This window comes from Paeniglutamicibacter sp. GQ140, from assembly GCF_059759235.1.
Window position 1 is genome coordinate 307901 of sequence record NZ_JCAXDW010000004.1, and the last position, 23219, is coordinate 331119.

Here is a 23219-nt window from a genome sequence, read left to right on the forward strand (position 1 = left end):
TGCCGCGGCTAGCGCCTGGCCGCCACCGGCAACTCGATGACGACCCGGGTGCCCGGGCCGGAGCGATCCTCCCAGTGGATGTCCCCGCTCAGTTCGCTGGTGACCAGGGTGCGCACGATCTGCAGCCCCAGGCCCTCCTGCCGGGGCTCGGGGGGCAGGCCCACCCCGTCGTCGCTGATGGCCACCCGCAGGATGTCGGCCCCCACGGCGTTGCGCCGGCGTCCGGCGTCCAGCACCACCGTGCCGTCACGCTCGGCCAGGCCGTGCTCCACGGCGTTGGTGACCAGCTCGTTGATGACCAGTGAAAGCGGGGTCGCCAGCTCCGCGGGCAGTTGTCCGAAGGCCCCGGTCCGCTCGGTCTTGACCTTCTGCCCCGGCGAGGCGATTTCCACGATGAGCCTGAACTGCCTGTCGATCAGCTCGTCGAAGTCGACGTTCTCGCTCAGCCCCTGCGAGAGCGTCTCGTGGACCGCGGCGATGGTGGCCACCCGGCGCATCGCCTGGTCCAGGCCCTGGCGGCCCTCTTCCGACTTCATCCGGCGCGACTGCATGCGCAGCAGCGCCGCGACGGTCTGCAGATTGTTCTTCACCCGGTGGTGGATCTCGCGGATGGTGGCGTCCTTGGACACCAGTTCCTTCTCGCGGCGCCGCAGCTCGCTCACGTCGCGGCACAGCACCAGCGCGCCATAGCGCCCCTTGGCGTTGCGCAGCGGGATCGCGCGCAGCGACAGGGTCACCCCCAGCGACTCGATCTCGGTGCGCCAGGGCATCTTGCCGGAGACGACCAGCGGCAGCGCCTCGTCGGTGAGCCGGCGGTCCTTGACCAGCGCCATGGTCGCCTCCGAGAGCGACTTGCCCTCGAGCGTCGCCGCGGCCCCGAGCCGGCGGTAGGCGGAGACCGCGTTCGGGCTGGCGTACTGGACCACCGCGTCGGCATCCAGCCGGATGAAACCGTCGCCCACGCGCGGGGCGCCGCGGCGGGACCCGGTGGGCGTGGCGAAGTCCGGCCACAGCCCGCGGGTGCACATCCGCAGCAGGTCCTCGGCGCACTGCTTGTAGGTCAGTTCCAGGCGCGAGGGCATGCGCGACCCGGCCAGGTCGAAGTGCACCGAGAGCACCGCCAGCGTGCGCCCGTTGCGGACCATCGGCACGGTCTCGATGAGCATCGAGTGCTCCCCCGAGGAGGGGGCCCCGGCGTCGGAGCGCATGATGTCCTGGGTGCGCCAGGCCTGCTCGACCAGCGGCTTGAGGTCCTTGCGGATCCGCTCCCCCACGAAGTCGGTGTGGAAAACGGTGTGCGAGGTGGAGGGACGCACATGGGCCAGGGCCTTGTACGTCCCCTCCACCGGAAACCACAGGACCAGGTCGGCAAACGCCAGGTCCGCGATGAGCTGCCAGTCCCCCACCAGGAGGTGGATCCAGTCTTCATCCCCCGGACCAAAATCGGCCGACTCTCGAATTTGGTCCGTGAAGATGGCCAAGGTTTACCTCCGTACGATGGAACGCAACAGCCGCAGTGCCACCGACAGGGACGCCATGTCATCGCGTTCCAGGCGGTTCACTTCCGCGAACATGTTCTGTGCACGATCAAGATTAGCCGCGTTCGCGTCCAACCACTGCTTCACCCGTGCGGCCGGGTCCGTTTCGCCCCCGTCGGTCGCCGCCACGACGTCGCGGGTGAAGTCGATGATCGTCGAGTACAGGTCGTCGCGCAACGCCGCGCGGGCCAGCGCCTTCCACCTGTCGTCGCGCGGCAGCGCGGTGATCCGCTCGAGCAGCGAGTCCACGCCGAAGCGGTCGTAGAGCACGTAGTAGACCTTGGCCAGCTCAACGGCGTCGGTGCCGGTGCGCGAGGCCAGCGCCGCGATGTCAAGCAGCACGAAGGTCTCGAACTGCTCTCCCCACAGCGTGGCCAGGTCGCTGCCCAGGCCCCATCCCATGGCCTCGGCCTTCCAGGAGGCGGCGCGCTCGGCGTCCACCCCGCGCAGCAGCGAGCCGACCAGCGGGCGCAGCGACTGCACGGTCGGGGCCAAGGCGGCCACGGCGCCGTCGACCGGCTCGTCGCGGTCCACGTGGTGGACGTACCAGCGGGTCGCGCGGTCCAGCAGCCGGCGCAGGTCCAGGTGCAGGCGGCACCAGTGCTGCGCGTCGAAGGATGCGGGCAGCTCGTTGATTGCCGCGATCTGCTCGTCGAAGGAATAGATCTCGCGCAGCGCCACGAAGGCCTTGGCGACCTGCGCCTCGTCGGCGCCGGTCTCCTCCATGACCCGGAATGCGTAGGTGGTGCCGCCGATGTTGACCATGTCGTTGGCCACCACCGTCGCGATGATCTCCCGGCGCAGCGGGTGGTTCGCCAGCTCCGCGCCGAAGCGCTCGGCAAGCTGCACCGGGAAGTAGTTGCGCAACGTCGCGGCGAAGTGGGGGTCGTCGGGCAGGTCGGACGCCGCCAGGGCGCCGGCCAGCTGGATCTTCGCGTAGGCGACCAGCACCGACAGCTCGGGGGTGGTCAGCGAGCCGCCGGCGGCCAGCCGGTTCTCGAGCACCTCGGTGGAGGGCAGGAACTCCAGGTCCCGGTCGAGCTCAGCATGCTCCTCCAGCCAGTCCATGAGCCGTTCGTAGGCCGGGGACATCGCGGCGAGCTCCTGCTTGTCGTTGAGCAGCAGCACGTTCTGGTCGAAGTTGGTCTTCAGCACCAGCCGGGCGACCTCGTCGGTCATCGAGTGCAGGAAGTCGGCGCGCTCCTCGGCCGCCAGCTTCCCGGCGACGACCATGCGGTCGACGAAGATCTTGATGTTGACCTCGTGGTCCGAGCAGTCGACGCCGGCGGAGTTGTCGATCGCGTCGGTGTTCAGGATGACCCCGTGCAGCGCCGCCTCGATGCGGCCGCGCTGGGTCATGCCCAGGTTGCCGCCCTCTCCGATGACGCGGGCGCGGATCTGCGCCCCGTCCACGCGGATGGCGTCGTTGGCGCGGTCCCCGACCTCGGCGTGGGACTCGTCGGAGGCCTTGACGTAGGTGCCGATGCCGCCGTTGTAGAGCAGGTCGACCGGTGCGCCCAGGATGGCCCTGAGCAGCTCGTTGGGGGCCATCGAGCTGACCGTGGTGCCCAGGCCCAGGGCCTGGCGGACCTCTGGGGAAATCGGGATGGACTTCAGCGCGCGGGAGTACACCCCGCCGCCGGCCGAGATCAGGTCCCTGTTGTAGTCGGCCCAAGAGGAGCGGGGCAGCTCGAAGAGGCGTTCGCGCTCGTCGAAGGCGGCCGCCGGTTCCGGGCTGGGGTCAAGGAAGATGTCGCGGTGGTCGAAGGCCGCAAGCAGCTTGATGGTGCGGGTGCGCAGCAGGCCGTTTCCGAACACGTCCCCGGACATGTCGCCCACGCCGACGGCGGTGAACTCCTGGGTCTGGGTGTCGACGCCGAACTCGGTGAAGTGGCGCTTGACCGATTCCCAGGCGCCGCGGGCGGTGATGCCCATGGCCTTGTGGTCGTAGCCGATCGAGCCGCCGGAGGCGAAGGCGTCGCCCAGCCAGTGCCCGCGCTCCTCGGAGATCGCGTTGGCGATGTCGGAGAAGGCCGCGGTGCCCTTGTCGGCGGCGACCACCAGGTAGGTGTCGTCCCCGTCCAGGCGCACCACGTTGGCCGGCGGCACCACGCGTTCGCCGTTTTCGTCGGCCACCAGGTTGTCGGTGATTTCCAGCAGCGAGCGGATGAAGATCCGGTAGGCGGCCTTGCCCTCCTCCATCCAGCCGGCGCGGTCCAGCGCGGGGCTGGGCAGCTGCTTGGCAAAGAAGCCGCCCTTGGCGCCGGTGGGCACGATCACGGCGTTCTTCACCATCTGGGCCTTGACCAGGCCCAGGACCTCGGTGCGGAAGTCCTCGCGGCGGTCGGACCAGCGCAGCCCGCCACGGGCGACCTCGCCGAAGCGCAGGTGCACGCCCTCCAGGCGCGGGGAGCAGACCCAGATCTCGTACTTGGGGCGCGGGAAGGGTGCGTCGGTGATCTTCCCGGGCATCAGCTTGAAGGCCAGCGCGGCCGGGTCGGCGTAGTAGTTGGTGCGCAACGTGGCCTCGATGAGGTTCACGAAGCGACGCAGCAGCTTGTCCGCGTCCAGCGTCGGAACCTTCTCCAGGGCCTCGGCCAGCACCGCGTGGGCGCCCTCGATGGCCCGGGCGGACTCCTCCGCGCCCAGGGTCGGGTCGAAGGTGCCCTCGAAGAGCGCCAGGATCCCGTGGGTGACATCGGGGTTGCCCACCAGGGTGTCTGACATGAAGGTGTAGGAGTTCGAGACGCCCAGCTGGTGCAGGTACCGGCAGTAGGCGCGCAGCAGCGCGACCTGCCGCCAGGACACGCCCTCGAGCAGCACCAGGCGGTTCATGTGGTCGGACTCTGCCTCGCCGGTGACGACGGCGCCGTAGGCCTGCGCGAGCAGCGGCTCGGCGGCCAGCGGGTCGATTCCGGCGGGGAACTTCAGCCCCAGGTCGTAGAGGTAGCGCTCCTCGGCGCGGGAGGGGGTCACGGCGAAGGGGCGCTCGTCGATGACCTCCAGGCCCAGGTCCTGCAGCACGGGCAGGATCTTCGAGAGCGAGAGCGGGGCGGTGAGATAGAGCTTCATCCGCGCGTTGATCTCGGAGTCCTCGTCCTCCTCGGGCACGTAGAACCTCACCACCGGCCCGACGTGGCCGGGCTTTTCATAGAGCCCGAAGCGCTCGATGTCGGCCAGGGCGTCCTCGACCTCGAACTCGACGCGGTAGGCGGCGGGGAAGGCCTCCGCCCAGTGGGCGGCCAGCTCGGTGCCCTGTTCGGGGCCGTAGTGCTCGTTGGCGGCCACGGCGATGCCCTCGGACCAGGAGCGCACGGCGGCGACGAGGCGGGTTTCCAGTGCCGCGCGGTCGACCACCGGGGTCAGCCCGTGGCGCTGCAGGCGGATCCGGTAGAACAGGCGCACCAGCGAGGACTCCGACATGCGGACCTCGAAGTCCATCGACTCGGCGTTGAACGCCGCGGTCAGTTCCTTCTCGATGCGCAGCCGCACGCCGGTGGTGTAGCGGTCGCGGGGCAGGTAGACCAGGGCGGACATGAAGCGCCCGTAGACGTCCGGGCGCAGGAAGAGCGAGGTGCGGCGGCGTTCCTGCAGGCGCAGGATGCCCAGCACCGTGGTGGTGAGGTCCCCCACGGAGATCTGGAAGAGCTCGTCGCGCGGGTAGGTCTCCAGGATGGTGACGATGTCCTTGCCGGAGTGCGAGTCGGGGGCGAAGCCGGCGCGCTTGAGCACCGCCTCGACCTTTTCGCGGACCACCGGGACGCTGCGCACCGAGGAGGTGTAGACGCTCGAGGCGAAGAGCCCGATGAAGCGGCGTTCGCCGTTGACGTTGCCCTGGGCGTCGAAGCGCTTGACGCCCACGTAGTCCAGGTAGATCCCGCGGTGCACGGTGGAGCGGGAGTTGGCCTTGGTGATCACCAGGGCGCGCTTGTCGCGGGCCATGGCCCGCCCGCGCTTGGTCAGGTGCTGCAGCCCGCTGGCCGGCTGCGCGTTGCGCATCAGCCCCAGACCGGACTCGACCTGCAGCCGCAGCACGTCCTCGTTGTTCTCGGTGATCAGGTCGTATTCGCGGTAGCCCAGGAAGGTGAAGTTCCCGTCGTCGAGCCAGTGCAGCAGGTCGATCGCGGCATCCAGGTCGGGGATGTCCTGCGCGCCGGTGACGGTGGCCAGCGAATCGGCGATCTCGTGTGCCTTGTTGCGCATCGGCACCCAGTCCTCGACGGCGGCGCGGACGTCCTTCAGGATGCGTTCGAGCCCGGCCACCAGCGCGGAGACGGCCTCGTCGCTCGGGTCCCCGCCCAGTTCCACGGAAATCCACGATTCGATGGCGGTGTCGCGGTTTTCGGCGACCAGCGCGGAGATCGAGGGCATGGCGGCGGTGTCGCCGCTGGCCAGGTGGCTGTTGGCGGAAACCGTGTGAAGGGTGGTGATGTGTCCGTCGGAAGCGTCGCGGGTCACCAGGAACGTGGGGTGCACGACCACGTTGATGGCAAGCTTTTCCCGCACGATTTCCGCGGTGACCGAGTCGACGAGGAACGGCATGTCGTCGGTGACCACGTATGCAATGGTCGATCCTGCATGTCGGGTGACTGCCACGCGTGCCGTCTTGGGTTCGCGCTTCCAGCCGACGGCCAGGTGCGCCGCGACCCGGGTTTCAAGTTGCTTCGGCGCGTACGCCGCCGCGTCCTCCGCTGCCAACTGCCCGTAGTAGGTATCTACCAAATTGGGCGTGAGTGTCTCAGCGATGAAAGTTTCGGACATGCTGGACTCCGACGAGTTCAAAAGAACGCCTCCGTGGATCGAGTGTGCGTTTCGCTCCGTTGCGCAACGCTTGTGTTACAACACTATCCCGCCAGGTTACGAACGTCACATCGAGGGTGCGAAGCGGCGCAGAAGCGGCATCTTTGCCTTGATCTTGTGTCCGGCAAGCGCCGCGATCGCCACCCGGAGACCCGAATGCGGGGCGATCTCTGCTAGGGCGCTGCCGGCCAGCAATGCCGCGTCGACCGCCGCGGGGTCGTGCGGCAGGTACCCCGCAACCGGGACATCGGGCCCGAAGCGCGCCCAGGTCTCGGCCAGCGCCTGGCGCGGGGAGGCGCCCACATTGGCCGCGGAGACCTTGTTGAACAGCACCTTCACCTCCAGTTCCCCCAGCACCTCGCGCATCTCCTCCAGCGCCCGGATCAGCCGCGGCACGCCGATGCTGTCCGCGGCACCGACCGCGTAGATCTCATCGGCAATGCGCAGCATCGCCGCGGTGACTCCGTTTCGTTGCGGGGCCGCGGTGTCGAAGGACAGCTCCTCGTCGAGCTCCAGGGCAGCCGCGACATCGATGACGATCATGTCGCACCCCTCCTGCAGCGCCAGCACCGCCCGGCGCAACGCGGTCGGGCGCAGCTCCGGCCAGCGGCTGGCCCGCGGCAGCCCGGTGGCCACGCGCATCCGCGCCCCGGCAATCACCACCGGGGCGCAGCTTCGTTCCAGCTTCGTGGCATCGAACCTGCCCGAATCCACGGTGCGGCAGATCTGGGCGATGCCCGCCGCCTCGTCGAGCAGGCCCAGCTGCACCGCCTGGGAGGCCCCGTAGGTGTCCGCGTCCAGCAGCACCACGTCCTTGCCGTCCAGGGCACACTCCACCGCGTAGTTCAGCGCCAGCAGCGAGCGCCCCGGCGATCCGACCGGACCCCAGAAGACCACGATGCCGGCGCGCTTCGGGGTGCCACCGCCCGCAGGCTCCCCCGGCTGGACCGGTTCCGGGGCGTGTTCGCGGTGCCCCAGCTCGGCGCGGGCCCGGCCGACCAGGATGCCCAGCTCGGCCGCCGGGGTCCCCGTCGCCGCCACGTAGGCGCCGGCGGCCGCCAGCCGCTTGCCCTGGGCCGCGTCGTCGCAGAGCACCACCACCGGCACGCCGCGTTCGATCATGGCATCGATGTCGTGGGTTTCCACCTCTTCCGGCGGTCCGGCCAGGATCGCCGCGTCGGCCAGCCCGGTCTCGCACAGGGCGATCACCTCGGCTATTTCCGCGCAGGTGCGGGCCACCGTGAGCACGCCGCGGTGGCTCTCCAGCCGGTCCACCACGGTCCCGTCGTCCCCGTGCACCACCACGGAAATGTTCATGACGCACTGGCCCCGGGATTGAAGACCACGGTGATGCGCGCATCGTTGGCCATGGCCTCGAGCAGGCCCGCCAGCCCGGTGTCCACCACCAGGATCTCCACGAGGGTTCCGGCCGTGCCGCCGAACCCGGTGGCCCGTTCGGTCCGTGCGGTGACTTCCGCCGCGGGCAGCAGGAGCGTCGGCGGTGCGTAGGCGTTGGCGGAGCGGTCCTTGAGGGACACCCACACATCCACGTGGGCACCGGAGGTGATGGCCGAGGGCAGGGCGTCGGGCAGGTCGATGGACACCGGGCGGCGATTGGTTCCATCGTCCAGGCCCAGCGCGCTGCGCGGGAGCAGCTGCCCGGCGCGGATCAGGGCGTTCGCCCGCGTACCGGACAGCAGGCCGGCGTCCGCCGGGACATAACCGGCTTCCAGGGCGTCGAGCTTCACGTTGACCACGTTGAGTTTCTCCGCGGTGATCTCCTCGCCCAGCGAGATGTCCGACTTGGCCGAGTACATGGGCGTGGTGCGGTCCATGGAACTGGTCAGGGCAACCACCCCGACACAGGAGGCCAGCACGATGAGGATGCCCAGCAGCAGGCGGGGGTCCTTCCAACTGGGCTTGCCCAGCCGGCTTGCCGCAACGGCCACCTGATCGCGCGCCTTCTCCATCTCGCCATTCCCCCTCCGCCACCCGTCCCCGCACACGTGTTCCGTCGCTTGCCCGGCGCGCACGATGACTGGAATGCTCCGACCCGGGACCACAGGTCCCGTTTCCGGTCCTTGGGGGCCACCCTACGCCGCGGCGGCGATCGGTGAACAGGGGGCGGGCAACAATGGTGGATAACCCGCCGCCTCACTCCTCGCGGCGCACCCGGGCCAGCGCGGCGAAGGGGATCACGGTCCGGCCCAGCACGGCGGCGGACCGGCGGAACTCGTCGCGGGAATGCAACGCCACCTCGAGGAAGTCCTGGCCCACCTGGTCCAGGGTTCCGCTGGCCAGCAGTTGGCCGTCAAGCCCGCCGATGCTGACCCTGGCGCGGTCACGCACCAGTACGCGCAGCGCCTGGGAAAAGCCCACACGCCGCTCCCCCGGCGGCGGACCTGCGCCCACCTCGAGTGCCGCCCACCAGGCCAGCGCCTGGATGGGGATGAGCTCCTCGCTGCCGCCGTGGTGGAGCACCAGCCAGTCCTTGCCGATGCCCGCCAGCCGCCCGCCGACGCGCTCGCCCCCGAGCAGCTGCACGTCGACCCGGGTGCCCAGGTGCCGGGCCAGTCGCTGCATCAGGGTTTGCCGGGCGCGTTCGATCCGCACAAATTCCTGGATTTCACTGTCCTGGTTGCGGGCCTCATCGGCCTCGAACTGGGCTTCCAGGTCCGCGAAGAGCGATTCCCATCTCATGAGCACACCCTAGAGGCTCAAAAGATTTCCGCCTACCCCTAGCTTCTCCGTGCACGAAGTGTCATCATGCTCATACAAATATCAACAAATGACATCAAACATCATCAAAGGAGGTCAAGATGCGCACTCAACGCGTCCGTGACGCCCTGTCCCTCACCGGCATCGCCGCACTCTCGCTGGCCATGCTTGGTGCAAGCCTTGGCATCTGGCGTTCGCTGCACGCACGCTCCTTCACCGAGACCACGCTGGATGCCCGGTCGCTGGAACAACTCACGGGACTGGCCCTGGGCCTGCTGGGAGGTCTGGTGCTCACCTGGCTGCTCACGTGTCTCGGGCTGGCCCTGGTCGCCCGCGTTGCCTGCGCCCGCGGCCACCGGCTCCACGCCGCCGCCATGCTCGGACTCGTCCCCGGATGCGTTGCCCGGCTGGCGCTGGCGGGACTGGGCGGATCGATTGCCCTTGCGGGGTGTTCACTCGGTGCCGGGCCTGCCGGCACCGACGTCACCGTTGCCGTCGCCACGCCCCTGCAACCGCACCGGGAAGTTGCGCCGGATTCCGGGCCGGTCATCGAGGCCAAGGAACCTCCGGCCGGATCCCTGGAGCCTGCCGGTGCAGAGACCGAACTGCTGAGCCCCGGGTGGGTCCCCCACCGCGTTCCGCTGCCGTTGCAGCGGGTCGTCGGCGGCGGCAACACGCGTCCGGACGACGAGGTGGTGGTGGGCCCCGGCGACAGCCTCTGGGCCATTGCCGCCCGGCACCTTCCGGCCGGCGCTTCCGCCGAGGAAATCTCCGCCGCCTGGCCGCGTTGGTACGCGGCCAACCGCCGGCTCATTGGACCGGACCCCAATCGGCTGGACGTCGGCATGGTGCTCGAGGCACCACTCCCCGCGCCCCTGCGGTCCTGATCCGCCCCAGCCACCCAACCCCGACGCACCGCCGCCAACCAGGAGCCCGCCATGTCCATCACAGCGATCACGCCGTCCACCGCGAACGCCGAGCCGCTGCTCTTGCACGAGAACGTCTTTGCAACGCCCGGGGATGCAGCCCCTCCGCGGATCGAGGTCAGGCGATTCCCCGAGGCCTTGCGCACCGATCTCGCACCGCGCCGGCGGCGGTGCCTCCGTCCGGAAACCGGGACCGAGGCCCCGCCACCCGGCTTCCCGTCGCCCGCGGAGCCCGAAGCCGACGTCCCCGCGGAATTCGGGCGCGGATGCGACGAGGATTTTCCGGAAACGGTCCCCAACCCGGCCGCCCGGATGGTTCTTGAACAACTTTTCCCGCCCACGAACGCCCTGCTGGGCCTGGAGGAATCCGTGGCGGCAATCGTGCACGCTGCCGCGCCCGCGGTCCTGGAGGTGCTGGCCGGTGCCCGGCCGGCCCGCCAGTTGCTTCATGCCCTGAGCCCCACGTGCATGAGCAAGCTGGAACAACACATGCGGCTCGGCGCGGGCAACCTGCCCGACCCGCAGAGCCGTTGCTATTCCAATCCACGGGTGATGCGCATGCGCATCACCCAGGTCCTGCCTCTGGTCTTCGAGGCCGCCGTGATCCTGCGGGACATGCAAAAAGTCCGTGCCACCGCCCTGAGAATAGAGCGGTGGCACGGACGCTGGCAGGTGACTGCCCTGGAAATCGGCTAGCGGCGCTTGCCCTTTTTCTTCTTGTTCCCGCCGGCCGGCTTCGTGGAGTCGGCACCGGAGGTGCGCTCGACGTGCGTGGCGGCCTCGCCGCTCTCCTCCGGCGCCGTGTAGCGCAGGGTGGCGGGCCGGGCCGGGGCGTCGAGCCCCGGGGTGCTCAGCACCGGTTCGTTGGTCACGGAACGGGCATCGGTGACACCGGGCAGCGAGACCGCCGGGGCCTGCCTGGTTTCCACCTCGATGTTGAAGAGCATGCCGATGCTTTCCTCGCGGATGGATTCCATCATCGTCTGGAACATCAGGAAACCCTCGCGCTGGTACTCGACCAACGGGTCGCGCTGGGCCATGGCGCGCAGGCCAATGCCCTCCTTGAGGTAGTCCATCTCGTAGAGGTGTTCCTGCCACTTGCGGCCGATGACCGAAAGCACCACGCGACGCTCAAGCTCGCGCATGTTTTCCGACCCGACCGACTCTTCGCGTGCCACGTATTGCAGGCGTGCGTCGGAGAGGATCTCGCGCTCGAGCAGCTCGGGAGTGATCGCGTCGCGGTGCCCGGCCTCCTCGGCAACCTCCTCGAGGGTGATGGAAATCGGGTACAGCTGCTTGAGGTTCCCCCACAGCCGCTTCAGGTCCCAGTCCTCGGCATGTCCCTCGCCGGTGGCCTCGGCGACCATGGCCTTGACCACGTCTTCGAGGAAGTGCGCGACCTTCTCGTGCAGGTCCCCGCCCTCGAGGATGCGTCGGCGGTCGCCGTAGATGGCCTCGCGCTGGCGGTTCATCACGTCGTCGTACTTCAGCACGTTCTTGCGCTGCTCGGCGTTGGTGCCCTCCACCTGGGCCTGCGCGGTCTCGATGGCCTTGGAGACGATCTTCGATTCCAGGGCCACGTCGTCGGGCATCGAGGGGTTGTTCATGATCCGCTGGGCGGCGCCGGCGTTGAAGCGGCGCATCAGCTCATCGGTCATCGACAGGTAGAAGCGGGATTCTCCCGGGTCGCCCTGGCGGCCGGAGCGGCCACGCAGCTGGTTGTCGATGCGGCGTGACTCGTGGCGTTCGGTGCCAAGAACATAGAGTCCGCCGGCCTCGGAGACTTCCTTCGCCTCGTTCGCGACCTGCTTCTTTGCGTCCTCGAAGACGGAGTCCCAGACGCGCTCGTATTCCTCGGAGTTCGTTTCCGGGTCAAGCCCGCGGCGCTCCATCTCGGCGACGGCCAGGAATTCGGCGTTGCCGCCGAGCATGATGTCGGTGCCGCGGCCGGCCATGTTGGTGGCCACGGTGACCGCGCCCTTCTTGCCGGCCTGGGCGACGATGGCGGCCTCGCGGGCGTGCTGCTTGGCGTTGAGGACCTCGTGGCGGATGCCCTGCTTGGCCAGCAGGCGGGCCAGGTATTCGCTCTTTTCCACGCTGGTGGTGCCCACGAGCACAGGCTGCCCGGTGGCGTGGCGTTCGGCGATGTCCTGGACCACGGCGTCGAACTTGGCGATCTCGTTCTTGTAGATCAGGTCCGCCTGGTCCTTGCGCAGCAGCGGCTTGTTGGTGGGGATCTCCACCACGCCGAGCTTGTAGGTCCCCATGAATTCGCCGGCCTCGGTCTGCGCGGTGCCGGTCATGCCCGCGAGCTTCTTGTAGAGGCGGAAGTAGTTCTGCAGGGTCACGGTCGCCATGGTCTGGTTCTCGGCCTTGATCTCCACCCCTTCCTTCGCCTCGATGGCCTGGTGCATGCCCTCGGAGTAGCGGCGACCGGCCAGCGAACGGCCGGTGTGCTCGTCGACGATCATGACCTCGCCGTTGATCACGACGTAGTCCTTGTCGTTCTTGAACAGTTCCTTGGCCTTGATGGCGTTGTTCAGGAACCCGATCAGCGGGGTGTTGGACGCCTCGTAGAGGTTGTGGATGCCCAGGTAGTCCTCGACCTTTTCGATGCCGGGTTCCAGCACGCCGATGGTCCGCTTCTTCTCGTCGACCTCGTAGTCGGTGTCGAGGCTCAGGCGGGTGACCAGCTTGGCGAATTCGGTGTACCAGCGGTTCACGTCGCCGGAGGCCTGGCCCGAAATGATCAGCGGCGTGCGGGCCTCGTCGATGAGGATCGAGTCGACCTCATCGACGATGGCGAAGTTGTGGGCGCGCTGGACGAGCTCGTCGGAGCTCCAGGCCATGTTGTCGCGCAGGTAGTCGAACCCGAATTCGTTGTTCGTGCCGTAGGTGATGTCGGCTTCGTATTGCTTGCGGCGCATCGCCGGATCCTGGTTGGACAGGATGCAGCCGTTGGTCAGGCCCAGGAAGCGGTAGACCCGGCCCATCAGGTCCGACTGGTACTCCGCCAGGAAGTCGTTGACCGTGACCACGTGGACGCCCTTGCCGGACAGCGCGTTGAGGTAGGCCGGGGCGGTCGCGACCAGGGTCTTGCCCTCGCCGGTCTTCATTTCGGCAATGTTGCCCAGGTGCAGGGCGGCGCCGCCCATGAGCTGGACGTCGAAGTGGCGCATGCCCAGGGTGCGGTCGGCGGCCTCGCGGACCGCGGCAAACGCCTCGGGCAGCAGGTGGTCAAGGGACTCACCGTCGGCGATGCGCGCCCTGAACTTGTCGGTTTCACCACGCAGCTCCGCATCGGACAGGGCACGGAATTCGCCATCAAGCACGTTGATGGCGTCGGCGTACCCGCGCAACGTCTTCAGCGTTTTCTTGTCGCCGGTACGCAGGATACGTTCAAGCAGTGATGCCACGAGGCAGCTCCCAAATCTCAAGCACAGGAATTCTGGCGTGTTCAGTCTACGTGAGAGATTGCTTTCACCTGTGGCTTTTAGCTGGATTCGGGCGAGCTAAGTGAAAACTCCAAGGCGGCTGCCAGATTCCCCCGCGCCGAAACCACCACCTCGCCAAGCCCCAGCCAGTTCGCCATGAGCCGCAATTCGGCCGCCAGTTCCCCTGCGGTGTTCGCCGGAGCGCCGGGCTCGGCGAAGGCCCCGCGGACCAGGAGCTGCCCGGTGGCCCGGTCGGCCTTCAAGTCGACGCGGGCCACCAGCTGCTCGCCCAGCAGGAAGGGAAGGACGTAGTAGCCGTAGACGCGCTTGGCCTCCGGGGTGTAGATCTCCAGTCGGTAGGTGAACCCGAACAGCTTTTCGATGCGGCGGCGGTTGAACACCATCGAGTCAAAGGGGCCCAGCAGGGCCCTTCCGCCGGCGGACCGGGGAACGACGGTGCCGGGCAACAGGTAGAAGGTTTCCTTCAGCCCCTCGATGCCCACCCGCTCCAGGGCCCCGCGCCCGGCCAGGTCCTCAAGGACCTCGGCGCTTTGCCTCAAGGGCAGGCGGAAATAGTCGGCGAGGCAGTGCACGCTGCCCACCCCGTGCGACTTGGCGGCGGCCAGCAGCAACCGTTCCATCCCCAGCCGCCGCTCGTGCTCCGCCGCGGGACCCGGGGTATCGGGGAATACCCGGTGAAGCGAGGTGTAACGGCGCTCGAACGCGCCATTGCGGCCCTCGGTGCTGATCATTCCCTCCGCAAACAATGCCTCCAGGGCGCGCTTGACCGCCGACCAGTTCCATCCCCAGGATTCCTGGTCCCTCACGTGTTCGTGGCCCAGTTCGGCGGAGACCTCGCGAGAGGTCAGCGCGGTGCCCCGGGCCAACAGCTCCAGGATCCGGTGGGCCAGCACGCGCCCCTCGTCGTCGATGGTCTTCATGCTTCCGGGCCATGAACGTTGCTGCCAGGGCACAAGGTCGTGGAAATGTTCACTGCGCACCAGCGATGCCTCGTGCGCCCAGTATTCAACGACCTTGCGCGGGCGCTTCACCGCAAGCCTGTCCAGGAGGTCCGGGGCGTAGGGGCCCAGGCGGGAAAAGATCGGCAGGTACTGGGCGCGGGCGAGGACGTTGACCGAGTCGATTTGGATCAGTTCCAGACGCGCAAAGGTCCGGCCCACCGCCCCCAGGTTGATGGGAGTGGTGGGCCGGACCTTGTGCAGCCCTTGGGCTGCCACGGCGATCCGACGGGCCTGCGAAGAAGTAAGATTCCTGCTCATGAGCCCATCGTAGGTCCCGCGATGCTAGGCGTTGGCCGGTTCCGGGTCGCGGTACCGGCGTGTCTCCAGTGTCGCCTCATCGGTGGCATCCGGGTCCAGGGTGATGGTTCCGTAGGAGTACTGCTGGTTGCCCTTGCCCTTGCGGGCGTAGACCACCGAGTGTGCCCCGGTCGCCGCATCCACGAAGAGGTAGAAGGGGTGCCCGATCATTTCCATGCGGTCAACGGCGTCGTCGACACTCATGGTTTCCGCAGGGAAGACCTTGCGGCGGATCTCGATGGGCGGTGCGCCGTTCTGGTCGGCTTCGGCGGCCTGGCGGGCTTCTTCCTCCTGCTGGGCCAGACGCGTTGATTCGTGCAGCGGAAGCGAGCTGTCGGCCGGTTCCAGGCGGCTGGTGGCCTGGTGCACGGCTGTCGGGGTCTGGCGTCCGTGGTGGATCTTGCGACGATCCCGGGCCTTGCGCAAACGCTCGAGGAGCTTTGCGAACGCGGTGTCAAAGGCTGCGAACTTGTCCGCGGCCTTGGCCTCGGCGCGGATCGCGGGGCCACGACCCAGGACCGTCAATTCGACGGTCAGAGCAGTGTCCGCATTGCGTGCGTGCTGCTCCTTGGTGACCTTGATGTCCAAGCGCTGGATCTTCGTTGCAAGTTGATCGACCTTGTCGATCTTCTCGTCCACGTACTCGCGGAACCGATCCGTGACACTGACATTGCGTCCGTTGATCGTCATCTCCATGGTGTCCTCCATCATTGCTCAGGTGACACAACAGCGACCGAAGAATTCACTCCTTCCGGTCGCTGAAGATGGGTTCGTTTCCCCTCGCGGGGTGCCCATACCTCACCCTATGACACCTGCCAAGATAATCAAGGATGTGCGCATTATTACTTCATCGCGTTGAGCGAACACCGCGCTTTTCATCCGGTGCGGGTGTCGCCGCCAGCACCACGGCACCGCAGGCCGGGAGACCTGCCTCGGCCAGCGCGCGTTGCGCCTCGGCCAGCGTCGATCCGGTGGTGAGCACATCGTCGATGAGCAGGACCCGGGCGCCCCGGCCGGCGAGCCGGTCCAGCGTTCGCGTGCGCCGCGCGCACATGGAATTCCGCACCGCGCCCCGGGCGCGCCGTCCCTTGCCCTTCTGGGCCGCGGTGAATTGCCGCGCGGCCCGATAGCGCACCAACCGGGCAACCCGCACCCCCTCCGGCAACACCCCCGCCCGCCGCAGCCGGCCCAGCAACAGGCCCACCGGGAAGTATCCGCGCCGGTTCCTCGCCTGCAGCCGGGTGGGCACCGGAACCAGCACCACCGGGGCGCCGGGCGCGGCCAGGGTGTCCAGGGCGGACTTCACGGCGCGGGCCAGCGGCGGCACCAGCATCCCGGCCAGGCCCGGCATCTGGTGGTTCTTGTAGGCCAGTACGACGGCGGCCAGCTCGTGTTCGTAGGAGCCGGCGGCAATCACCGGCATCGGCTCGTTGCCGGGGTTCAGCGGGAGGGCCTCGGCCCGGTGCTCGACCCTCCGGGGACGAAGGCACGCGGTGCGCAGGGCCCGGGCGCACCGCCCGCACACCACGGCATCGGGGCGTCGGCAGCAGACGCATTCGACAGGCAGCAGCAGGGCCGCGGTGCCGCGGAGCGCGGAACGCACCGCACGCGGGGACCCGTGCACCCACCATGCGTCGAGGCGCCGGAGCCAGTCTCGCGCCGGCGCTCCGCCGGCGGGAACCGCACGCCTGAACGCGGCATCCGGATCGGGGCGCACCCAGTTCGTCATGTCAACCAGCATGGGCCCGCGGGCCGCCCTCCAGTCTCCCGCCGCCTGCGGGCTGTGGATGGCCGCGGCCCGGGAGCTGCTCAGCCCGGGTAGGACAGGTCCCGGACCATGTCTTCCATGATGTGCCAGGAGTTGCCCACGCGCGAGTGGATCTTGTCCGTGGTCTCGGCGTAGACCGGGCGGCGCTCCCCGGGCCCTGCGGACAGGCCAACCATGCCCAGCAGCGGCAGGTACTTCACACGGGTGCCGGTCAGGCTGATTTCCTCGGCCGCGACCTTCTCGGTGGTGCTGGTCGAGGAGACGATGACCGAGACGTCGGAGTTCCACACCGCCTGGGTCGCCGGGACCTCGGGGTAGATGCGCTTGGGCGGGGCGAAGCCGCGCGGGGCGCCGTCCACATCGCGCAGGATCCCGCTGATCGTCACGCTGGTTTCCCCGTCGCGGGAGGAAACGATCAGCGCCCGGGTCCCGTCGCGCGATACCCGCAGCGAGGTGACCTTGGAGTCGGCGAGCCCGTCGGCGGTGACGGGGCGGACCTTGCCGTTCAGGTCCGTGTCGGCCGGCACCGCCAGGACCCTGGTGGTCGCCGAGTTATCCACGGTCCAGGTCCACCCGTGGGCGTCCATGGACGGGCGGACCAGGTCCTTGCCGGTGGCGACCACGGAGTTGCTGCCGTCCTCGTCGACGACGACCAGGGAGGTCCGCGACCCGTTGAGGAACGCGTAGCGGTTGCCCAGCGGGCTCATCGCCGGCAGCCGCGGGTGGTAGCCGGCGATGTCGCCGATGCCGCCAACCAGCCGCAGGGAATTGCCCTTGAGGTAGTACAGCGCGTGGTCAACCACGCCGATCTGGGTGTCGGGCACCGCGGGGTTGATCTCCGCGACCACGAATTCGGGGTCCTTCGGGCCGACCTTGAGCTCGGACTGCTCCTCGGTCATCACCACCGAGCGCACGCTGCCCAGCCCGCCGAGGGTCAGTTCAAGCTGCTGCTGCATTTGCTGCCGCGACAGTTCGGTGGCGTCAAGGAACGTCTCCGAGCTCAGGTCGACGGTGGCGCGCTGCGACTCGATCGGCACCGAGGAACGGACCAGGCCGCTTCCGCTCGGGAAGGCGGAGACCACCGCGTTTTCCAGGTAGTCGGCGGGGCCCGCCAGCAGCGCCTCGACCATGGCGGCGGCGACGCCCGTGCGGGTCGGGAACCAGCGCACGTCGGGCACCGCATAGTGGAAGCTGACGTCGTAGAAGTACAGGGTCTGCGCGGCAAAGAGGTGGGTGAAGTTGGCCGTGTCCAGCATGATGCCGTCGGGCAGCTGCGAGATCCGCCACTGCCCGTCGACCTTTTCCAGGGACACGTCAAGGGCGCGGGTGGTGTGCGGCGGCATCTCGGTCATGATGCCCGCCGCGTCGATCTCGGAGACGACCTCCAGCTGGATCGTGTAGCTGTTGGCCTTGGCCCCGGGGATCACCGAGGGGCGGTCGTCGTACACCAGCGTCCGCACCGAGCCCTTCCAGATGCCTGACTGCTTCGGGGTCAGGAAGTCGCGGGCGACCTTGTAGTCGTCCTGGGCCGCGACGCCGGCCTGGATGAAGCCCTCGACGATTTCCCTGGCGTTGGCGTCGGCCGTCGGCCCGGGGGCGGTGAACTGCACGTCGCCGTTCTCCGCGGCGTCGCTCCCGTCCAGCGCGATGGACTGGACCGGGGAGTTGCGCGGGATCTCCGAGCAGCCGGTGAGCACCAGCGCCACGCCCAGGAGCACTGCCAGCATCCTTGCGGGAGTCGGGAGTTTCCTAGTCATGCGGGTGGTGCCTTCCTGGGGTGTGTGCCGCGGCGCCCGGCGCGCCGGCGTCGGTGCCCGGGGATGCCTCGGGGATCAGCGGCGGGGCGGGCTTGAATCCGATGGCCGGGATCTCCCCGGTCAGCGGGAAGGAGACGACCTTCCCGGCCTCCAGGACGGCGTCGGCGAGCACGATCGGTTCCAGCGGGAGCGGCGAGGCGACGATCTGGTTGCCCAGGATCCGCGGCAGGGTCAGCCGGAAGCACGATCCCACGCCGCGCTCCCCCCAGGCCTCGAGCCGGCCCTCGTGCAGCCGGGTGTCCTCCATCGCGATGGACAGGCCCAGTCCCGAGCCGCCGGTGGTGCGCGCCCGGGCGGGGTCGGCCCGCCAGAACCTGTCGAAGACCCGGCCCGCGGCCTCCGGGCTCATGCCGATGCCGCGGTCGCGCACCGTGATGGCCACCGCGTTCTGGTTCCCGGCCACGGTGATGTCGATGGGGTTTCCCTCGCCGTGCTCGATGGCGTTCATCACCAGGTTGCGCACCACGCGTTCGATGCGCCGCGCGTCCATTTCCGCCACCGCTCCCCCGGACGGGGTGCCCAGGCGCAGCACCGAGCCCATGGCGTCGGCGTGCGGGGTGGCCGCGTCGATCACGCGCCGGGCCACGGTGACCAGGTCGTTGGGCTCGGCATCGAGCACCGCCACCCCTGCATCGAAGCGGGAGACCTCCAGCAGGTCGTTGAGCAGGATCTGGAAGCGCTCGACCTGGTTGTAGAGCAGCTCGGCGCTTCGCTTGTTGATGGGGTCGAAGTCCTCGCGTGCATCGTGGAGCACCTCGGCGGCCATCCGCACGGTGGTCAGCGGGGTGCGCAGCTCGTGGGAGACGTCCGAGACGAAGCGCTGCTGCATCTGCGAGAGCGTTGCCAGCTGGTTGATCTGGTCCTGCAGGGACTCGGCCATGTGGTTGAAAGAGTTCCCCAGCCTGGCGGTCTCGTCCTCCCCGGAGACGACCATGCGCTCCTGGAGCTGGCCGGCGGCAAGCTTCTCCGAGACCTGTGCGGCGGCCGCCACGGGGCGAACCACGGCGCGGGTCACGTACCAGGTGATGCCGCCGACAACCAGCAGCAGCAGCCCGCCGACCAGGCCCATGGCCCGGTTGATGAAGTCGAGGGTCTTTTGCACGCTGGTGAGGTCATAGACCAGGTACAGGCCGTACTCGCGCCCCGGCGGCAGCGTCACCTTGGTGCCGAAGATCAGGCCCGGCCCGGCGCTGGCCCCGGCGTTGACCTCGATGGACTGCCAGTAGGTGGCGTTGGATTCCCGGACCTGGGCGGCCAGCGCCTCCGGGACGATGCGGGAGGTCAGGTTGCCGCTGGCGGTGGGCCCGACGTACAGGTCGTCGTCGCCCGGCAACGGGACCAGCACGAAGTCGCGCGGCACCAGGGCGGTGTCGCCCTCGAGGATCTTCAGCGTGCTGGTCACCAGCGAGTGCGTGCTGGAGCGGTCGGTGGTGGCGGCCGAATCGAAGATCGCGCGCACCTGGTTCAGCCCGCGCAGGGACTCGGACTCGACCTGGTTGAAGCGTTCCTGGAACAGGCCGATGGCAATCTGGTTGGACAGGAACGCGCCGGCGCCCAGCATTGCCACGGCGCTGAGCAGCATCGCGGAGGTCACGGTCCGGAAAAGCAGCGAGCGGGTCCAGCGCGAGCGCATGGTGTTGCGCGCGCGCACCAGGGCCGCGAGCGCACGGCGCGGCCAGTCCCACGTGCGCGGGTGGTGCGCCGGGGCCGCGGGGGCGGCCCGCGCCGGCTCGACGGTTTCCATGCTTCCCGTCATCTCCTGGCTCAGGCCTGGCCCGCCTTGTATCCCACGCCGCGGACGGTCAGCACGACGCCCGGGCTCTCGGGATCAAGCTCGACCTTGGAGCGCAGGCGCTGCACGTGCACGTTGACCAGCCGGGTGTCGGCGGCGTGGCGGTAGCCCCACACCTGCTCGAGCAGCTGCTCGCGGGTGAACACCTGCCACGGCTTGCGGGCCAGGGCCACCAGCAGGTCGAATTCCAGCGGGGTCAGCCCGATGGGCTCCCCAGCGCGGGTGACGCGGTGTCCGGCGACGTCGATGCTCAGGTCCCCGATCTTCAGGGTCTCCGGGGCGTGCTGTTCGCCGGGGCGCAGACGGGCGCGCACGCGGGCGACGAGCTCGGCGGGCTTGAAGGGCTTGGGGACGTAGTCGTCGGCGCCGGACTCCAGGCCGCGGACCACGTCGGCGGTGTCGGACTTGGCGGTCAGCATGACGATCGGGACGTCGTCCTCGGCGCGGATGAGCTTGCAGACCTCGATGCCGTCGAGCCCGGGAAGCATCAGGTCAAGCAGCACCAGATCGGGCTTGACCTCGCGGAAGACACCCAATGCCTTGGCACCGTCGTAGCAGAACACGGCCTCGAAGCCGTCGTTCTGCAACACGATGCCGATCATTTCGGCCAGCGCCTCGTCGTCGTCGACAACCAGGATGCGTGCCTTCATAATCTGCCCTTCCGTAGCGCTGCGCTGGGCGCTGAGAAGACCACGCGCCCGGATACCTCAAGACTACATGAGCAAGCCGGGCAAATCGCCGCGGAAACGGCAATCCACCTCACCCTTAGCCCCGCCTGCCCCGGCGCTAGACTGGAGCAAACGCGGGGGTCCGGCGCCTTCCTGGACGGATACCCGGACCGCATCACGGAACGCGAGGGAGAGCTGACGCTGACATGAGTACACACGGTGATCCACCGACGCCGCCCCGGGACGCCGCCGGAACCCCGGGAGGCTGGGGCCAGCCGCCGCCCGGGTGGAACCAGCCGCCGGCCGGCGGCACCCGGGGCCCGGAGCCGCGGCCCGGCCCCTCGGGCTGGTGGCAGGCGCCCAAGCCCGGCGTGGTGGAATTGCGGCCGCTGGGCTTCGCCGACCTGCTCGATGCCACCTTCGCCGTGGTGCGCCGCGCACCGCTGGCCACCGTCGCCAATGCGATGCTCGTCCAGTTGTTGCCGGTGCTGGCCATGGTGTTGCTGGTGCAGTGGCTGGATTTCTCGGTCGTTGCCCTGGAACGCGCCCTGGATGCGCTGGCCTCCGACCCTGGATCCGACCCGCTGGGCCCCGGCGTGTGGGCCGAGGCCTTCCCCCACCCCTGGCTGGCCTATGCCGGCGCCGGCGTCGCCGTGCTGGTGGTGCAATTGCTGGCCAACGTGCTGGTCGTGGGTCCGGCCACCGTAGCCGCGATGCGTGCGGTGCTCGGGCTGCCGACCGGCTGGGGCCAGTCGCTGGCGCTGGCGCGCGGCGGGATGCTGCGCATCGCGCTGTGGAACGTGCTGCTTGGTGCAGCGGGCACCGCGCTCGTCGCGGTCCCGGTGGCGGTTTCGCTGCTGCTGGCCGGCGCCCTGGGCGTTGCTGTGGCGTCGCTCGGAATTGTGGCCATGTTCCTGGTGCTGGCACCGCTGTGGCTGTGGGTCGCCATCCGGATCTGCCTGGTCCCCGCGTTGCTCATCACCCGGCCGCCGGGGATCGCCCGCGCGGTGCGTTCCTCGTGGTCGCTGACCCAGGGCTCCTGGTGGCGGACGCTGGGGATCCTGCTCGTCGTCGCCGTGGTGCTCGGCATCATCGGCGGGATCCTCTCGCAGCTGGCCGCGGTGCTCGGCGGCCAGCTCTTCGGCGCCGCGTCCGCGCCGGATGCCGTGGTGGCCCTGGGCATCGTGGTCAACGCGCTGGTCGGCGCCGCCGGCATGGTGCTGACGCAGTTGATGCTCACCATGTTGCAGGTTGACCTGCGCATCCGCCGCGAACGCCTGGACCTGGTGCTGGCCGCCGGGACGCAGCACCCCGGCAACCTGCCGATCCCCGGATACGGGGCGCCGGGCGCGATCCCCGCGGCCGGGCCGCCCGCCGCCTAGCTAGCCGTCGACGCGGACCTGGTTCAGCGCCTCAGCATAGGAGGCCAGACGCCCCAACACGGCGGTGGCACGTGCCGGGGACAGCCCCTCGAGCCCGCCGGCGGGGGTGAGCACCAAGGCGCCCAGGGCCGCATCGGGCAGGCCGAGCTGGCGCCAGGGCCGCCGGATTGCGTTGACCGCCTCCACGACGCCGGGCGGGTTCGCGGCCGCGTCCAGGCACCCCAGCCAGAGACGGCTGCCGGATTCCACGGCGGCGGCCAGCAGTTCCCAGCCCGGGACGGTGAGCGATGCGGCGTTGGCGCCCAGTCCGTCGGCCCCGGCCTCCAGGGCCGTGGTGGCAAGCTTCGTCCAGGTTCCGGGTTCGGCGTCGGCGCCGATGACCACGGCCGCGGCACCGGCCCCGTGCAGCGAGTCGGCCAGTTCGCTCCACCAGCCGCGGATCTCGGCGGCCGGGACCGCGCGCAGCGTGCGGTAGCCGCTGGCGGTGGGCAGCGTGCCGTTGAGCACCGCGCCGGCGTCCGGCTCGTCGATGTACACGGTCACTCGCTCGGCGCCGGTCATCCTGGCCACCGACTGCAGGTGCCGCACGGCGCCCAGCGCCAGGGACTGGGCCAGGTCGCGGCGCGCCCCGTGGTCGGAGACCGCGCGTTCCCCGTGGTGCAGGTAGAGGTTGGCCGCCAGCGTGGCGGGACCCGGGAACTGGATCTTCAGCTCGGTGCCCGGGGCTTCCTCGGCGCCGATGGCATCGGAGAGCACGTTCAGGTCGGTGCGCAGCGCCGAGGCGGCCCGCCGCGCGTCGATGCCGGGTGCGGCGGCCAGCCGCCAGCCATAGGGCTGCAGGTCTACGGCGAGGTCCTCGAGCAGCTGCGCTCCGCGGCCGATGGCGTCGGAGCCGACGCCGCGCTCCGGTAGCTCGGGCAGGTGCGGCAGGTTCGGGGCCCCGATCTCGCCGCGGATCACCAGCACCGATTCCATCGGGTCGGTTCCGGGCATGGGGCCGTGCGCGCTGGCCTGGACCTGGGGCACGGCGGGCGCCGCCTGAAGTTCCTCGGGCATC

Annotated in this window: 16 protein-coding genes; 3 read left to right on the forward strand and 13 right to left on the reverse strand. The window is 69.3% G+C overall.

Translation table 11 applies throughout. The annotated features are described in order from the left end of the window. Positions 1 to 8: 8 nt before the first annotated feature. The 5 genes from AC6CHY_RS08125 to AC6CHY_RS08145 all read right to left on the reverse strand — a co-directional run bounded on the left by AC6CHY_RS08125 (position 9) and on the right by AC6CHY_RS08145 (position 9038). Positions 9 to 1481 (reverse strand): sensor histidine kinase, encoded by a 1473-nt coding sequence (locus AC6CHY_RS08125; RefSeq protein WP_217389886.1) that lies wholly within the window; start codon positions 1479 to 1481, stop codon positions 9 to 11. A 3-nt stretch (positions 1482 to 1484) separates the two neighbouring features. Continuing rightward, a complete protein-coding gene (locus AC6CHY_RS08130; protein WP_498226446.1) occupies positions 1485 to 6299 on the reverse strand; it encodes an NAD-glutamate dehydrogenase in 4815 nt (1604 codons plus the stop codon). 105 nt (positions 6300 to 6404) lie between these two features. After that, complete coding sequence (locus AC6CHY_RS08135) at positions 6405 to 7655, reverse strand: CpaE/TadZ family protein (protein WP_217389888.1); 1251 nt, start codon at positions 7653 to 7655, stop codon at positions 6405 to 6407. Next, on the reverse strand, positions 7652 to 8308 hold the full coding sequence (locus tag AC6CHY_RS08140; RefSeq protein ID WP_217389889.1) for an SAF domain-containing protein: 657 nt from the start codon (positions 8306 to 8308) through the stop codon (positions 7652 to 7654). The genes AC6CHY_RS08135 and AC6CHY_RS08140 overlap by 4 nt, the downstream gene beginning before the upstream one ends. A gap of 184 nt (positions 8309 to 8492) precedes the next feature. Then, a complete protein-coding gene (locus AC6CHY_RS08145) occupies positions 8493 to 9038 on the reverse strand; it encodes a hypothetical protein (protein WP_217389890.1) in 546 nt (181 codons plus the stop codon). A 119-nt stretch (positions 9039 to 9157) separates the two neighbouring features. Here AC6CHY_RS08145 and AC6CHY_RS08150 point away from each other — a divergent pair, with 119 nt between their 5' ends. Both AC6CHY_RS08150 and AC6CHY_RS08155 read left to right on the forward strand, forming a co-directional pair. Further along, entirely contained in the window at positions 9158 to 9943 is a 786-nt protein-coding gene (locus AC6CHY_RS08150) for a LysM peptidoglycan-binding domain-containing protein (RefSeq protein ID WP_217389891.1), read from the forward strand. Between the two features lie 51 nt (positions 9944 to 9994). Then, a complete protein-coding gene (locus tag AC6CHY_RS08155) occupies positions 9995 to 10678 on the forward strand; it encodes an Rv3235 family protein (protein WP_217389892.1) in 684 nt (227 codons plus the stop codon). On the opposite strand, the gene secA is transcribed toward AC6CHY_RS08155, so the two are convergent. From secA to mtrA, 7 genes are all read right to left on the reverse strand, one after another. Next, positions 10675 to 13398 carry a preprotein translocase subunit SecA gene (gene secA / locus AC6CHY_RS08160; protein WP_498226447.1) on the reverse strand — a complete coding sequence of 908 codons (2724 nt, stop codon included), beginning with the start codon at positions 13396 to 13398 and terminating at the stop codon, positions 10675 to 10677. The two genes, AC6CHY_RS08155 and secA, sit on opposite strands and share 4 nt — an antisense overlap. Positions 13399 to 13475: 77 nt before the next feature. Then, on the reverse strand, positions 13476 to 14696 hold the full coding sequence (locus AC6CHY_RS08165) for a winged helix-turn-helix domain-containing protein (protein ID WP_498226448.1): 1221 nt from the start codon (positions 14694 to 14696) through the stop codon (positions 13476 to 13478). Positions 14697 to 14720: 24 nt separating this feature from the next. After that, positions 14721 to 15431 carry a ribosome hibernation-promoting factor, HPF/YfiA family gene (hpf, locus tag AC6CHY_RS08170; RefSeq protein ID WP_217389895.1) on the reverse strand — a complete coding sequence of 237 codons (711 nt, stop codon included), beginning with the start codon at positions 15429 to 15431 and terminating at the stop codon, positions 14721 to 14723. A 151-nt stretch (positions 15432 to 15582) separates the two neighbouring features. Next, positions 15583 to 16464 carry a ComF family protein gene (locus AC6CHY_RS08175; RefSeq protein WP_498226449.1) on the reverse strand — a complete coding sequence of 294 codons (882 nt, stop codon included), beginning with the start codon at positions 16462 to 16464 and terminating at the stop codon, positions 15583 to 15585. 80 nt (positions 16465 to 16544) lie between these two features. Continuing rightward, the gene (locus tag AC6CHY_RS08180) at positions 16545 to 18260 is read right to left on the reverse strand and encodes an LpqB family beta-propeller domain-containing protein (protein WP_498226450.1); all 1716 of its coding nucleotides are present in this window, start codon (positions 18258 to 18260) and stop codon (positions 16545 to 16547) included. Next, on the reverse strand, positions 18253 to 20064 hold the full coding sequence (gene mtrB, locus AC6CHY_RS08185; protein WP_217389898.1) for an MtrAB system histidine kinase MtrB: 1812 nt from the start codon (positions 20062 to 20064) through the stop codon (positions 18253 to 18255). The genes AC6CHY_RS08180 and mtrB overlap by 8 nt, the downstream gene beginning before the upstream one ends. A gap of 20 nt (positions 20065 to 20084) precedes the next feature. Next, positions 20085 to 20762, reverse strand: coding sequence for an MtrAB system response regulator MtrA (gene mtrA, locus AC6CHY_RS08190; RefSeq protein WP_217389899.1), 678 nt, complete (start codon positions 20760 to 20762; stop codon positions 20085 to 20087). A gap of 224 nt (positions 20763 to 20986) precedes the next feature. On the opposite strand from mtrA, the gene AC6CHY_RS08195 reads away from it, so the two are divergent. Further along, the gene (locus AC6CHY_RS08195; RefSeq protein WP_498226451.1) at positions 20987 to 22162 is read left to right on the forward strand and encodes a hypothetical protein; all 1176 of its coding nucleotides are present in this window, start codon (positions 20987 to 20989) and stop codon (positions 22160 to 22162) included. Here AC6CHY_RS08195 and AC6CHY_RS08200 read toward each other — a convergent pair whose 3' ends face one another. Further along, positions 22163 to 23218, reverse strand: coding sequence for a uroporphyrinogen decarboxylase/cobalamine-independent methonine synthase family protein (locus AC6CHY_RS08200; protein WP_217389901.1), 1056 nt, complete (start codon positions 23216 to 23218; stop codon positions 22163 to 22165). Position 23219: the final 1 nt, after the last annotated feature.

Coding starts and splice junctions, on each gene's coding strand:
- AC6CHY_RS08130 (WP_498226446.1), bottom strand. CDS start 6,299: ATGTCCGAAACTTTCATCGCTGAGACACTCACGCCCAATTTGGTAGAT.
- AC6CHY_RS08135 (WP_217389888.1), bottom strand. CDS start 7,655: ATGAACATTTCCGTGGTGGTGCACGGGGACGACGGGACCGTGGTGGAC.
- AC6CHY_RS08140 (WP_217389889.1), bottom strand. CDS start 8,308: ATGGAGAAGGCGCGCGATCAGGTGGCCGTTGCGGCAAGCCGGCTGGGC.
- AC6CHY_RS08145 (WP_217389890.1), bottom strand. CDS start 9,038: ATGAGATGGGAATCGCTCTTCGCGGACCTGGAAGCCCAGTTCGAGGCC.
- AC6CHY_RS08150 (WP_217389891.1), top strand. CDS start 9,158: ATGCGCACTCAACGCGTCCGTGACGCCCTGTCCCTCACCGGCATCGCC.
- AC6CHY_RS08155 (WP_217389892.1), top strand. CDS start 9,995: ATGTCCATCACAGCGATCACGCCGTCCACCGCGAACGCCGAGCCGCTG.
- AC6CHY_RS08165 (WP_498226448.1), bottom strand. CDS start 14,696: ATGAGCAGGAATCTTACTTCTTCGCAGGCCCGTCGGATCGCCGTGGCA.
- hpf (WP_217389895.1), bottom strand. CDS start 15,431: ATGGAGATGACGATCAACGGACGCAATGTCAGTGTCACGGATCGGTTC.
- AC6CHY_RS08175 (WP_498226449.1), bottom strand. CDS start 16,464: ATGACGAACTGGGTGCGCCCCGATCCGGATGCCGCGTTCAGGCGTGCG.
- AC6CHY_RS08180 (WP_498226450.1), bottom strand. CDS start 18,260: ATGACTAGGAAACTCCCGACTCCCGCAAGGATGCTGGCAGTGCTCCTG.
- mtrB (WP_217389898.1), bottom strand. CDS start 20,064: ATGGAAACCGTCGAGCCGGCGCGGGCCGCCCCCGCGGCCCCGGCGCAC.
- mtrA (WP_217389899.1), bottom strand. CDS start 20,762: ATGAAGGCACGCATCCTGGTTGTCGACGACGACGAGGCGCTGGCCGAA.
- AC6CHY_RS08195 (WP_498226451.1), top strand. CDS start 20,987: ATGAGTACACACGGTGATCCACCGACGCCGCCCCGGGACGCCGCCGGA.
- AC6CHY_RS08200 (WP_217389901.1), bottom strand. CDS start 23,218: ATGCCCGAGGAACTTCAGGCGGCGCCCGCCGTGCCCCAGGTCCAGGCC.